Origin of the sequence: Candidatus Laterigemmans baculatus (genome assembly GCF_010367455.1) — a bacterium.
GTDB lineage: Bacteria > Planctomycetota > Planctomycetia > Pirellulales > Pirellulaceae > Laterigemmans > Laterigemmans baculatus.
The window spans coordinates 1-13,991 of sequence record NZ_WRPR01000118.1; the positions used below are offsets into that span (position 1 = coordinate 1).

The 13,991-nt window shown below is 61.4% G+C and carries 8 protein-coding genes; 3 read left to right on the plus strand and 5 right to left on the minus strand.

What is annotated here, in order from left to right; translation table 11 throughout:
• Positions 1 to 129: 129 nt before the first annotated feature.
• The 4 genes from GNK13_RS18925 to GNK13_RS18940 form a co-directional block, all read right to left on the minus strand.
• Positions 130 to 1,065, minus strand: coding sequence for a hypothetical protein (locus GNK13_RS18925; RefSeq protein WP_164104125.1), 936 nt, complete (start codon positions 1,063 to 1,065; stop codon positions 130 to 132).
• A gap of 236 nt (positions 1,066 to 1,301) precedes the next feature.
• A complete protein-coding gene (locus GNK13_RS18930; RefSeq protein ID WP_164104126.1) occupies positions 1,302 to 3,815 on the minus strand; it encodes a DUF7133 domain-containing protein in 2,514 nt (837 codons plus the stop codon).
• Positions 3,816 to 4,076: 261 nt separating this feature from the next.
• Positions 4,077 to 5,417, minus strand: a complete 1,341-nt coding sequence (locus GNK13_RS18935; protein WP_164104127.1) for a DUF1552 domain-containing protein — start codon at positions 5,415 to 5,417, stop codon at positions 4,077 to 4,079.
• A 1-nt stretch (position 5,418) separates the two neighbouring features.
• A complete protein-coding gene (locus tag GNK13_RS18940; RefSeq protein ID WP_164104128.1) occupies positions 5,419 to 7,779 on the minus strand; it encodes a DUF1588 domain-containing protein in 2,361 nt (786 codons plus the stop codon).
• A gap of 955 nt (positions 7,780 to 8,734) precedes the next feature.
• Between GNK13_RS18940 and GNK13_RS18945 the strand changes: the two genes are divergently transcribed.
• Positions 8,735 to 10,801: an RHS repeat-associated core domain-containing protein gene (locus tag GNK13_RS18945; protein WP_164104129.1), complete on the plus strand. Its 2,067-nt coding sequence runs from the start codon at positions 8,735 to 8,737 to the stop codon at positions 10,799 to 10,801.
• Between the two features lie 15 nt (positions 10,802 to 10,816).
• The gene (locus GNK13_RS18950; RefSeq protein WP_164104130.1) at positions 10,817 to 11,287 is read left to right on the plus strand and encodes a hypothetical protein; all 471 of its coding nucleotides are present in this window, start codon (positions 10,817 to 10,819) and stop codon (positions 11,285 to 11,287) included.
• 221 nt (positions 11,288 to 11,508) lie between these two features.
• Here the strand turns inward: GNK13_RS18950 and GNK13_RS18955 are convergent, their stop codons facing one another.
• Entirely contained in the window at positions 11,509 to 12,591 is a 1,083-nt protein-coding gene (locus GNK13_RS18955) for an integrase core domain-containing protein (RefSeq protein ID WP_164104131.1), read from the minus strand.
• 118 nt (positions 12,592 to 12,709) lie between these two features.
• On the opposite strand from GNK13_RS18955, the gene GNK13_RS18960 reads away from it, so the two are divergent.
• Positions 12,710 to 13,558, plus strand: a complete 849-nt coding sequence (locus tag GNK13_RS18960) for an Rpn family recombination-promoting nuclease/putative transposase (RefSeq protein WP_164104132.1) — start codon at positions 12,710 to 12,712, stop codon at positions 13,556 to 13,558.
• Positions 13,559 to 13,991: the final 433 nt, after the last annotated feature.

Here is a 13,991-nt window from a genome sequence, read left to right on the forward strand (position 1 = left end):
ACGGCAAGCCGAAGGCGACTGCTTTTTAAAACACAGTCGCCTTCGGCTTGCCGTTAAACGACTTGGTAGCCAACTGCTGGGCACTGCTGACTTTTTGGCAATTCAGCGTAAGAAAGTGGCGCTGTCCCGCTAATCGCGGAAGACCGACGGAGCGTCCTGGGGGAACGGATTTCCGCCCCAGGGCTGCGGGGTGGGCTGTGGCGGCTGCGGGGGCCGCGGCGGCGAGTAGGGCGGCTGGTCGAATGGCGGCCGAGCACTTTCATAAGGTTGAGGCATGGGGATGTAGCCTCCGCCGGAACCGACGCGGCTCGCCCCGACCTGCTGCAAGGCGTTTTGCGTGGCGTAGAACAGCGACAACTGGGCCACCAAAGCCGTGGGTTGGAAAGTGACTTGGCGGACCGGGCTGAGGACTCGGCCCCCGGAATCGACACCCAGATCGTTGGGGCTCGGCAGCGGAACGCCGGGAGCGCCGTACCCTCCCCGGCTATCGGCCGGAGCCGATTCGGGCATGGGCGCCGCTTCGGCGGAACGATAGCGATCGGGAGCTTCAGCCATCAGCGGGCCGCGGGTGATCTGCCCGTCCCAGACGGCCAACCCGAGCGTTCCTTGATTGCCCCCCTGCCCGAGCAGCCTGGCGACGTCGCGGCCTCTCCAGTTGAACACGAACTCTCGGTAGTAGGGCCCGTCACGCCAACCGCGAATCGTTTCCGCTTCACCGGGCTGGAGGATATAGCCCTTGCCGCTGATCGAGCCCCGTGAGCCGTCGATGATGTTGATCCCATCGAGCGTCACCACAAACTTTCGCAGTCCGGGACCGGGGTTGTACAGATAAACGCTGAATCGCTCCCCTGGATTTCCCTGCACGCCGTACCGTCCGTTGTAGTACCAGAGCGGTTTGCGGCCGCCGCCGCTCTGGATCGCGAGCATGATCCCGTCGGTCGTTTGCAGTACACCCGGGGCGGAGCTGGGGAACCCCTGCTCTTGCCCGTAAGTTGCTGGCGCTCCGGGAATTGCCCCGTACAGGGCGAGCACCGTTCCGACCACCGATCCAAGTATCGCACGCATTGCTTGACCCCTTTGGCTGACTCAAAAATGTTCCACCGTGAGAGCGAAGCCCTCGAGCACGGTAGGAGTGACCAGCGGAGTCGCACATCACACAATCGGGGGGGCGAAGCAAACGGCCCTGCGGCCTCCTTTTATCCGCGTTCTCCGTGCTATCCGCGGTCCCTCTCCTTTCCGTGCTGTTTCGTGTCCTTCCGTGGCCACCCTTCGTGTCAGGAATTTTCTGAAAGCGACCGGCGTTACTGGAAATTTGCCGCGTGCTGTTTGCCTTCGGCCCTGAGATAAGCCAACAGATCGAGGATCTCTTCGGCGGTCAGGGTATCGACCAGACCTGTCGGCATCGGTGAGATCTCGCTGGGCCGCGACGCCTCGACCGCCGCTCGATTGATACTGACCGACTCACCGCTGAGCGGGTCGATCTCGATCTTTAGCTGCTTGGCGTTCACCCCGGCCGGCCGCCCCTGAACAATCTGACCCGAGTCGAGCAGATAAGCCGTGTGCCGGTACTTGGGGTCGATCACCCGCGACGGCTCGATGATCGATTCGAGCAGTGCGGCATCATCAAAGCGACGAGCCACCGTGGTCAGGTCGGGACCGATCCGTCCACCTTCATCTCCCAAGCGATGGCACCGCAGGCACGATGCGGCGGCCAAGGCGGCGCGTGCCGATGCATAGGAGCGACCGCTCGAGATGCGACCCAATTCGGGGAGCAAATCTTCCATCGTCCACTGGCGAACGAACGGACGCGGAGGCAGCAACGGTTCTTTACTGCTCGGCTTCTCAATCGCAGCGATCAGATCCGCGAGCGCTGCACGATCCTCGTCGCTGAGCCGTGCCAAGGCATCCTCCCGGATCGAGGCAATTGTCGCATCCATCAAGTGCCCGCCTGGAAACGAAACGGCCCGTTCAAGCCACTGCAGGAGGGTCACGTGGGCTGGGCGATCCCAACCGGCGATCGCGTGCTCGGTCGGCGAAGGCCGCACGAGCATCGACGCATAGTGGATCTGCTCCTCCTGCGTCGCTGCGTTCTCGAGCAGTCGCAGCGTGGTTTCGACGACCTGCGGCGTTTGCAGGTAGAGCAGTAGCTCGCAGAGCTCTTGGTTGACCGTGGGCGAAGCGTGCGGGTACATCGCTTCGAGCCGCTTACCAATCGCACCAACCGTCGCCGCGTCGGGGCGGCCCTGGCGGATGAACGAGAGCGCGAAGACGCGGAGGGCTGCCAACAGCGAATCGCGATCCAACTCCTCCAGCGGCAGCCGACCGAGCGCAGCGAGCAACGCTGGTTGATCGCTCGGTTCCCCGGCTCGAGCTAGGGCCATCAGGGCAGTGATCGAACGCAGCGAATCTTGCTCGGCAACCGCCCGCTCACGCCACTGCTCGAGAGGCTGCCGCTCGACGGCCACTCTCGCCGCATAGCGAATCCAGCGGTCCGAGCTGCCAAGGTGTGGCCAAGCGAAATCGACCGCGCCCGGATCTTCGCCCGTATGGAATGCTTCGAGCTGATGCCGCAGCCGACGCGCCTCCGCCGCGGCTGACAATGATGAGGATGACGCATCAGCCAACTCAGCCTTGCTCCCATCGGCCGCTTCAGACCCCCGATACCGCACCCGGTACAACCCCGAGTGCGATCCGCGGCCACCGGTGATGAAGTACAGATTTCCGTCGGGACCGAACCTCAAGTCGCAGACGTTCAGCGGTCCCCCTTCGACGAAAACCTCATACTCCGCCTGATAGCTCGCACCCTCCGGCGTCATCCGCACTTGCAGAATCCGACCGTTCTGCCAATCGGCCATGAAGAGCGAATCGCGGTGGCTGCGGGGAAAGCGACTGGTGGTGCCGAACTCCATACCCGTCGGTGAAGCGAGTCCGGTGTCGAGCATCGATGGGAGGCTATCCGCGTAGTAAGCAGGCCACTTCCCCGTCCCCCATCGCCATCCGTACTCGCCGGCGGACACCACATGGATCAGACGGTTGGGACGATACCACGGCAGCCCCGCATCCCACTCCATGTCGGCATCGTAGGTGAACATTTCGCCGTGGGGATTGAAAGCCACGTCGACTTGGTTCCGCAGTCCACCGGCAATAATCTCCCAGCTCTCTCCATTCGGATCAAAACGAAGGATGTAGCCAACCCGATCATCCTCGCCGGCATCGTGCGGATTGGGAACGAGCCAATCGTTCTGCGGATCGCGATAGGGAGAATTGGGAGATGCCCCTTCTGGAAAGGTCACATCATTGCCGACCGCCATATAAATCATCTGATCCGGACCGAGGACGAGCTGGTTTGCCCCGTGTCCGTAGCGACTGCGATAATCAAACGATTTGAGCAGTTGGACGTCGTCGAACTGATCGTCTCCGTCGGTATCACGAAGTCGGTAGAGGCCACCGTCGTTGGTCGCTGAAACATATAAGCTGTCGTGCGCGTAGAGCACGCCTCGACAGTGCTTGAAAGTTTCTTCGACTCGCTCAAACGTCGTCTCGCCTTCCTTATCGATCTCGACGCGGGCGACTCCTTTGCTGTCCAGACCGAGGAGGATACGACCTCGATCGTCAAAGGTCATGCTGATCCAGGAGTCTTCACCCTCTTGAGCCGAGCGGAGGAGTTCGACTTCAAAACCCTTCTGAACAACGATGAACGAGATGGGTGTGGCATCCTCGGCAGCGACGGTTCGGCATTCGATGAAACCGAACCCCAGGCACGCTACCCCGCCAAGCCACACGCATGCCACCAGGCACTTCATCACGCAGTTCATCTTCGGCCTCTCCCATCGGGTGTTCATCGCCGTCCGCCTGTCCCGCTGCGGACCGCGTGTAGCTTAACCCACAGAATCGCCGTTCGCTCCACGAAAGTGGCGAGGCACCAGAGTCGCCTTTCGCTCCGCGAAAGCTCGCGCAGCATCAGAGTCGCCTTTCGCTCCGCGAAAGCTCGCGCAGCATCAGAGTCGCCTTTCGCTCCGCGAAAGCTCGCGCAGATTCACTTCTTTTGCCGAACGAAAGGCGACGATGCGCACGGTTCAGCTGAGACCGGTCAGCGGCCCATCGCTGCAGAAGTCGGGATTGCCGAAGCTCTTTTCGGGATACCCCATCGCCTCACAGAAACTCAACAGCAGTCGGTTGTGGGGGACTTTGTCGAACTTCATTGCTCGGCCGGTCTTGAACCCCAGTCCGCCACCGACCAACACGAACGGGATGTTGTCGCGGGTGTGCGAATTCCCCTTGCCGAGCTCGTTCGTCCAGACGATCGTCGTGTTGTCGAGCAGCGAGCCTTGGCCGCCCGGTTCGGGCGTCGCGGCCAGCCGCCGCGCCAAGTGGGCGACCTGCTCACAGTACCACGTGTTGATTTGGATCAGCTTCTCGTAGGCCTCTTCGTTGCTGTCCGGCTCGTGCGATAGCGTGTGGTGGCCTTCTTCGATTCCGAGCCAACTCATTTTCGGCTGGCCCACGCTGTTGGTGATCTGGAAAGTCGCGATTCGCGCGAAATCCGCGGCGAAGCTGTTAACGAGCATCTCCATCTGCATGCGAGTGATCTGCGGGATGTTGTCGTTTTGTTCCTGCACGTTCGCGGGCAGCTCGGGGACCGCGTGCCCGACGGCCGGCTGCTGGGATTTCTGCGACAGTTCGGACTGAAGTTCCTTTTCGACGTCGCGAACCATTGCCATGTGGTCTTGCAGGAGCCTTCGATCCTCGCTGCTGAGCATCTTTTCAATCTTATGGAGATCGCCCGTCAAATCGTCGAGCACGCTGGCCAGCAATTCGCGGTTTTTAGTCTGACCATACAACTTGTCGAACATCTGATAGGGGTTATCGATTGGTGCGACCGGCTGATTGGGACCGGCATAAGACATCCGCGTCCAGGTATCAGCCCGCTCGGGGACCATCACGCCGAACTCGAGCGACCCAAAGCGTGTTTGCGTGTTGGAGTCGGCCTGCAAGCGGTTCTTCAAATGTTGATCGATCGAAATGCCCTGCGACCAGCCAGCCGGGGTGTCGCTTCCGCCCTGCACGTCGCCGGGGAACAGCTCGATTCCGGTCAACAGGCAACCGATGCCCCGCATGTGACCGTCGCCGTCGCCTTTGATCCGGTTGCAGACGCCGTGGAGCGTCATCGTCTGGGATTTGAAGTCGGCGAGCGGTTCGAGGATCCGTTTCAAGTCGAAATCGGGTCCTTCACGATCGGGCCAGAAGTGTTGAGGAATCACTCCGTTAGGGCTGAAGACGAAGATCAATCGTTGCTTTTTCGTCGGAGCGGTCGCCGAAGCCCAACCGAGGCTCGGCAGGCCCATCACCAGGTTCGCCGCGGCAGCACTGATGCCCGTTTGAATCAGAAAGTCGCGTCGTGACGTTTGCTTTTGCATCTCAGGCATCCTGATCATCGGGGGCAAGCGGGTGGGTCGCCGCAACCACGGCGATCTCGACGATTAACTCACGAATGTTGAAGCCGCTCTGCTGAAACTTTTCCACCAGCCGCTCCACGGTCTCCGGACCATAAGCCGCAGGCGGCTGCTTGACGAAGTGTTGGAAGGTGCGGATCACGAACGCGCGGTGGGAATCTTCATGCGTCGCCAACAGGTCGGCCAGTTCCCGCGGCGTCTCGAATTCTACCAACTCCCCGGACCGCGTGATGTAGCTTCCCGAGGAGTCGATCGGTTGCTCGCGCTCACTACTGCGGTATCGTCCCACTGCATCAAAATTCTCGAGTGCAAACCCAAGACCGTTGATCCGCGTGTGACAGGCTTGGCAGCTATCGGGGCTAGTCTGCAGCGCAACCCGCTGCCGCGTCGTCAGGTCAGGGTGGAGATCGGGAGCGAGCGGCGAAAACGCTTCGCTCGGCGGGCGGATGACGCGGCCGAGCACATGCCGAGTGAGAAACACCCCGCGGTGGATCGGCGAAGTGGTGTCATGATAAGCCAGCACGCTCATCAAATACGGGTGCGAAAGGACTCCCATCCGTCGCTCGGAATCGGGCACGCTCCGCCGCAGCCGGGGCCCCTCCGCTTCGGCCGGCCTCCAGGTGTCACCATAAAACGCGGCGAGGCGATCGGTCGTAAAAGTCCAGTCGGCCTGGAAGAACTGGCGATAGTCGCTGGCTTCACTCCACACGACTTCATCGAGGAATGCGTCGAGCGAGGCCCGCAGGTCGCTAACCAACTCGGGTCCGAAGTCGGCATACAGGTTCGCGTCTTTGGTGACTTCCTCGACGTGGCCAAGATTTAGCCACTGGTACAACATTTCACGCGTTTTCGCCTGCACGCGGTAATCCGAGACCATCCGCGTGGCCGCCTGGCGGATTTGATCTTCGTTGCTCAGACGGTTTTCTTTCGCCTGTTGAATCAGCCAATTGTCGCTGGGGAGCGAATCGTACAGCACCAATGCAAGGCGGTTGGCGGCCCGCTGCGAAGGCGAGCGATCGAAGTCGATCGTGGGGTAGAGAAAACGCGGAGACTTGAGCGAGAGCAGAAGCACGCGTTTGATCGCCTCGGCGTCATCCTCGGTCGCGTCGACTTGCTGGTCGATATAGAGCGCGCGGAGGCTGTCGCTCAGCGGACCGCGGAAGGCGGTTTCGACGAGCTCGGTCAGGAACCCACGCAGCTGGGCACGGTTCTCGTCCGAATCTTTTTTGTGGCGGCGGCGGTACTCGGGCCAAAGTTCCTCGCTGGCAATCGCGGCGAACTCGATCGCCGCGGCAGTCGTCGAATCGTCCCACTGGCGATTGATCGCAATCCCCCGCTCGTAGCCATAGCTGCGGTCGTCCGGCGGAAGCGTGGTCTGCAGTGAAAAGGTCGCCGGCGCATGCCCATCGATCAGGTTCCGCGTGGGAATGATTTGTTCGCTGCCGTGCGGTGGAATCCAGGAGAGCGAGATCCGCGCCGGCGGCTGCTCGGTCTTTCGCTCCCGCTGGGTGAAGCCGATCTTAAAGGGGTAGACCCGCCCAGCGGTCAGCCGAACCGTCCGGCGAAACTCCGTCTTATCACCCGATTGAACGTGGTTATTGATCAGCTCGCGGTCGTTGCTGCCGAAGTCCATCACGAACGAGCAACTGCTGCGGACGATAATCTCATACTGTCCCGTCACGTCCGCTTTGATGCCACCGCTCCAGTGGATATAGAAGGCTTTGGGGTCGATCCCTTCGCCCGGGCCGGCGTCGCCAAAATCGAAATCGAGGACCGGGTCGACCCGTTCGATTTTCTTATTTTCGTTCTTCCAGCGTGCTCCGTCGAAGTAAATCCCCTTAATGCCTCGGCTCTCGGTGACGCTGGCGATCCCGCTGAACCGCGCGTACAGATCCGCGTAACTCTGCCGCAATTGATCGGCGGTGAGCCGTGCCAAGCCGATCCGCGCGGCTCGTTGGCGGACCTGTGCGGCCTCGCTGTAAAAGGCGTTGTGGATATAGGCCGCAACCGCCGCAGCATCGTCGGCGACGCAGGCCTCCGGATCGTCTTCCGGCATCGTCTCGGAGATCACGCTCGCCAGTTCCCCGATGCTCAAGTCACCGACCAGCGGCGAGGTGTAGGCGTCCTCGGTCCCTTCCCCTTCGGAGCCGTGGCAGCTGGTGCACTGGGCGCGGTAGATCGCTTCCCCACGCTCAAGCAGCTCATCTCCGCCCTTCGCGCGGCTCAGCAGCAGCGAGGGAGCAAACGCCAGCAGCCACCACGCGGCGACCAAAATCGCGCTGAAGCGGCGGGTCGACGGTTTGAGGCGGATGTCAGTAGCAAGCATGCTGGAAGCGGATCCATCGCGTCCGCAAGCGATCCCCTGCGATCGGAGAAAGCTCGGGCGGACGCAAAGTTCAAGGCGGGACCGGCAGCTCGGCAAACAAAACAAGCCACAACGGCAACATAGGGAAGGGGAACCCAGAAGGCGCCAACCATTTTAGGCAAGCCGAATTCGCGGTGTCCAGCGAATTGGCGGTATTTGGGCCGCCCGCCGGCCGGCATCTACCTGGGAACTCCGAACAGCGATCGGGCCAAACTCAGCGGCCATGCCAGTGGTAGCGCCGTCAGCCACGACGCCCCTGGGGAACCCGACGCTCCTTCCCGCGACGCTCAGGAGCTCGGCCGCGCGGCGCCGAGTCTGTTGCTGGAGAATGGAACGGACGTGCGGAGCATCCGACGCTGCTGGGCAAGGAGAAGGCGATGGACCGTTTCGAGTCGACCGCAGGTATACCGACCAGCGTCAGAAATTCGGACGAGTTGCTTGGTCGATTCCGCCGTTTTCGCGGGATGTTGGGGGATTTTGATCGCGATCAACTCATGGCCGGTCGTCGAGACGGGCTGGCTTGATGCCTCTGGGCATCGATTCATCAGCGGTGATCGTTCTGGCAATGGCAGCGTGGTGTCGAGCTGCACGCGTCATTGCCACCCAATACAGTAGGCGGCTCATCGCTCCGTCCTCGCGCGGCCGCAAGACCACACGAAAGATCGTTTGTCGCGCGTTTCCGCGATTCAGAGCGAGGTGGATCGCGCCGGCCTCATCGGCCCCCGGGCGACGCGGCATCGGAACACTCCGCCACAGGCGAAACCAAAGAAAGCCACCACTGCCGACCAGACAACCCAAGCAGAACTTCCTAAACAACCAATTCGGCTCCTGACCCCTTTTCCGCCGTTCCAACACGACGAGCTACGCCTTCGACGCCCGCGGGCTTCAGGTCGAGCAGACCGACCGGCTCTCGGGCGTGACGGCCTTCGCCTACACGGCCAGCGGTCAGCTCGAGTCGCTCACCGACGCGGAGAACCAGACGACCAGCTACACGTACGACGATGCTGGTCAGAAGCTGACGGAAGTCTACCCGGACCACGTGCCGAGCGCGACGATCGGTTCACCCGGCTATGGGATCGTGAGCTTCACCTACGATCCGGCAGGTCGGGTGGAGGAGCGTGAAGACCAGCAGGGGGATACCTGCACGTATAGCTACGACTTGGCCGGTCGGCTCGAGTCGCGCGACTACGTGGGTCACTCGAGCGGTCCGCTCTCGGGGCAGAGTGCCACCGACAGCTTCACCTACGACGCAGCCAGCCGAATGCTCACCGCCGTGAGCGGCCGCTACGCGAACACGGTCACCTACACCTATGACGACGGCGGCCGAAAAGCGACCGAAGGGCTGACGATCGCCGGGCAGACCTACACGATCGAGACCGACTACGACGCGGCCGGTCAGCTGACCGGCTACACCTACCCGGACGGGACGCTGGTCGCCCGGAGCTACACCGACCGCGGACAGCTGCACGAGCTCAGCTTCGACAGCACGGTCGTCGACACCCGGACGTACGACGATGGTGGCCGGATGACCGGGAGCGCCTACAATAACGGTGTGAGCGAAACCCGAGCGTACAACACCGACAACACGCTCTCCTCGATCAGCTACACGGGGGCGTCGATCGGTACGTACTCCTACGGCTGGGACGCGAATAAGAACAAGACGAGCGAGTCGATCAGCGGGACGCTCGCTGGCTACGGGTTCACGGTCGGGGCGAGCGGCTACGACACAGAGGACCGGCTGGTGAACTGGGAGCGGAGCGACTCGGCTCTGGACCAGTCGTGGAACCTGTCGCTGGTGGGTGACTGGAACAGCATCACCGAGAACACGGTGGCGCAAGCGCGGACCCACGGCGACGCTCACGAACTGCTGACCGCCGGCGGCAGCGCTGTCAGCCACGACGCCAAGGGGAACCAGACGCTCATCCCGGCGACGCTTTCGAGCTCGGCCTTGGCGCTCAACTGGGACTTCGAGAACAAGCTCACGACTGCGGACGTTGGGAACGACTCGAGCGTGGACGTGACGTACAAGTGGGACGCCCTGGGGCGGCGGGTGTTCCGCGACGACGGGACGAGCGCGGTCGTGTACGTGCAGAGCGGCGAGCAGACGCTGGCCGATTACGGCTCGGGTGTGGCGGCCTCGACTCCGATGTACCGCTATGTGTGGGCGAGCTACATCGACGAGCCGGTCGTGCGGGTCGATTCAAGCGATGCCAAGCTGTACTACCACCGCAACCAACAGTACAGCGTGGTGGCTCTGACCGACAGCGTAGGTGCGATTCAAGAGCGGTACGCCTACACGGCCTACGGCGAGCCGACGGTGCTGGATGGGGCAGGCACAGCGCTCTCTGCGTCCGCGGAAGACAACCGGTACACCTACACTGGACGCGAATGGGACGGGGCAATGTCACTCTATCACTACAGGTCCCGGATGTATAGTCCGGTGGCGGGGCGGTTCGTTTCTCGTGATGGTGCTTCATACGTGGATGGGGCTTCGCTTTATGGAGCGTACTTCGGCTTGGCTGCAGGCGATCCTCTCGGACGCGCATGCACTCCACTCGGGCCCACTGGTCCCGCTACGACTAGCGGCTTTGCCGCTTCTGGCGGGTTTTCCATAACGACCGGCACCAATCCAGGAGTATGGAGCTACGCTATGGCTGATAAGATCGTTTGCACCGCTACTCATACGCAAACATTTATCTACAGTTGCTCTTGCTTTCAGTGGCTGCCCTGCCCTGGGTGGGTGTCTAGTGCTATGGCCGTGACGGTTACTGAAGACGAATCCTTTACTCTGCCGGGGGCCCTTGAACTGGTGCATACTGTGACTGCCCCTCTTCCCGGCGGCATTCCGAAGGGACCTGGGTTGGGGTTGAACTTCGGATTTCTTCACCCTGATGATCAGGCTGGAGCGAATACTCGCTGCAAGAATGCCGCTAGTTCCAGGACGCCAACGGTCAGTCCACCCACATCTGTAAGTTGCCCGTAGCAATAGGGGTCAGATATGAAACGCAAAGTGGCGCTCGCCTTCGTATTGCTCGCGTGTCTCGCAGTCATCTGGGCAGCGGCGGAATCATCGCGGTCGATCGAATTGCGCGTCGATCGCGTTCGCCTGCTGGACAACCCGCAGGGTGGCAATCGCTCTGTAGAAGTTCGGATCGTGAATGAAAGTCGTATGCCTATCCGCATAATTGGTGGGAGTGGTCATGCAACGGAATTTGCAGTCACGGACGGAAGCGGAGCGTTTCTGGCCGGCAGAACGAGCCAAAGAAAAGACCTGTTGAAAGTTCCGGCCGGCAATAGCTTCCTCGTGGAATTTCTGGATACCGGTATGCCAAGCAGTGCGGTGCTCCACCTGACTGTTCGCGATTGGGCAGGAGGTGCAGCACCAATCTCAAAGAGCCTTAATCTGAGGACGTTGCTGGAGGGGCGGACGGGAGAAGACGAGTCGGAGTCAGAACCGAACGAATCTTAGTACCTTGGCGCTCTTGGTGTCAAAAAAGTCAGCCGAGCGTTTGCGACGCTAAAAACCACGGGCGGGCGCCCAGACGCGGGGCGATTTTCGGCCGAGGTGATGTTGACCGGCGAGCGCAGATTGGGCGTTTTAGGCCGGTTTTGGCAGATGCGCGCAGCAGGCAACCCGACCGGCTACCAGGGGGCCATTGCGAGTTGGAGCGATCAGAGTCGACGCGGCGTTTAGGCGGCGCGTCGGTAGGAGCGTAGGAGACCGCCGAGGCGTTCAGTGGTCTCGACCGGGGCGTCGGTGTCTGGCGGTCGCTCGAATGGAATGATCAGCCGGTTGTCGAGACCCTGGTGGTTGCGCTCCGTGTGGTAATGGGTGAGATATTCGCGGACGGCGTTACGGAGCGACCCTTCGCCGAAGAGGATTAACCGGTCGAGGCACTCTGATTTGAGCGAGTTGAAAAACCTTTCAATGTGGGCGTTCATATTCGGGCTGCGGGACGGTAGGCAAAGCGACTTGATGCCTTCACCGCGCAAGAGCCCACGGAAGGCTTTGGTGAACTTCGGGTCGCGGTCCATGATCAGGTACCGCTTGCCGTTCAGGAATCCGTCTTCATAGTTGGTCAGCTCGCGAGCGGCCTGCTGCATCCATTCTTCGGTCGGATTGGGAGTGCAGCCGGCGAAGTGGACGCGGCGGGTTTTCAGCTCCATAAAGAACAGCAGGTAGAAGGTCGTCAGCCCCGACTTGGTCCAAACTTCCACTGTGGTAAAGTCGACCGATGCCAGCACGTCCCAGTGTGCCTTGAGGAAGGTCTCCCAAGAGCCGGTCCGTTTCCGTTTCGGGGCCGGCTCTATACCGTTGGCTTTGAGGATGTTTTCGACCGTGGTGTCGCTGATCTGGTAACCGACGTTCGCTAGCGCCCCCTGGATTCGGTCACAGCCCCACGACGGGTTCTCCTCGGCGAATTTCACCGCAAGATCCACGATCACTTGGCGCACCCGCGGTCGACCTTGCCGTTTCTCCTGTCGGTCGGAGTAGTCCCACTTCTGCGCGACCAATTGACGGTGCCAGCGGAGAATCGTGTCGGGCGTGAACAGCGTGCCGATCTCCTGCATTCGTTTGCGCCCGAGCACTTTGCCTTTGACCGCCAACCGCCGCCGCTGGTCATCGGTCAGCAGGATTCGTTTCTTGCCGCAGTGCTCCTTCAGGATGGCAATCTCGGTCAGAAGGTAATCGATCAGTTCTTGTTGGTCGCGGTTCATCCAACCGGCGAGGATCAGAAGCAGAAGATGACACGGCTGCAGGACAAAGTTCATTGGCGGAGCTGGGTGCGGACGCTGGGAGACGCCTAGCGAGCGGACGGGAAGGTGGCAACAATTGCCGGCCGTCCTCTCTGCTCGGTTTTCCGCTCTGTCCTTCCGCACGATTTTCTCGATGGCCATCGGCATCGACCCCACCGTCGACTTCGCCTGCAAGCGGGTGCTGGGCAGCCCGGAGCATTCGGCGATTACGCTGCACTTCCTGAACGCGGTGCTGCAGTTCCCGTCGCCGATCCGCGAGGTGCGGATTCTGAACCCGACGATCGAGAAGGAGTTCGAGGACGACAAGTGGTCGCTGCTCGACATCCTGGCGAAGGACGAGAAAGAGCGGCTGTACGACATTGAGGTGCAAACGACTCGGCCGCTGGGGCTACGGCAGCGGCTCGCCTACTATGCGGCCAGTCTGCTGGTACGACAACTCGAAAGCGGCGACGATTACCACGAGCTGAGGCCCTCGATCGGCATCTGCCTGCTCGACGCGGTCGAGTTCAGCGAGGAAGCCGCTCTGCACCACAGCTTCGAACTCCGCACCGAGGGTGGACTTTCGCTGACCGACTGTCTGCGGATTCACTTGCTCGAGCTACCCAAGTACGTGCCGCCGAGCGATAATCGAGTGATCACGGACCCAGTCGAGCAGTGGCTGTACTTCTTCTGCCGCGCCGACGAGTCGACGGCCGAAGCCACAGGAGTGCTGGAGATGATCGCCAAAGATCCCGAAGAACGCCGGCTGTACAACGAACGACTGAAGATGGAGCGCGACGAGCGGGCCCGCAACCTGCAGGCGCGTGAGGAGGGTCGACACGAGGGGCGGCAGGAAGGCGAGCTAGTGGGCCGCGTGAAACTACTGCAGAGTCTCAACGGCGATACGCCGGATACCACAGAAAAACTGCTTGCTCTGGGAGGGGAACGACTGCTGGCGATGGAGCGGGATCTCCAGCAGCGACTGCGTGAGCGTTCCGGTTGAATTGGAACGGACCGCGGCCGCCCGGCCCGCTGAGAGGACTGCAAATTTCCGGTAGGCTCAATGTGGCAGACGACGCGTACGGCGCTGAGGTGACAGTGGGGTTAACTTACGTGTGTTAACCAGGCTGTCACTCGCATTCTTAATGCGACCGCTTGCTATCCCCCCGCATGGCTCTAGGGCCGAAAAGGGGACGCACCTCATATTCGGAATCGAGCTGCGTCTCCTTTTCCTGTCCTACCTCTGGCGACGGCGTGGCATTTTGCTTGAGTCTTCCCGCCCCGCAGGGGCCCCAACAATCCCGCCCAGGGTTAGCTGGACAGCGCCACTTTGGATTGGTTTGGAGCAGGACGGCTCGCGGAAAAATCGTTTAACGGCAAGCCGAAGGCGACTGCTTTTTAAAACACAGTCGCCTTCGGCTTGCCGTTAAACGACT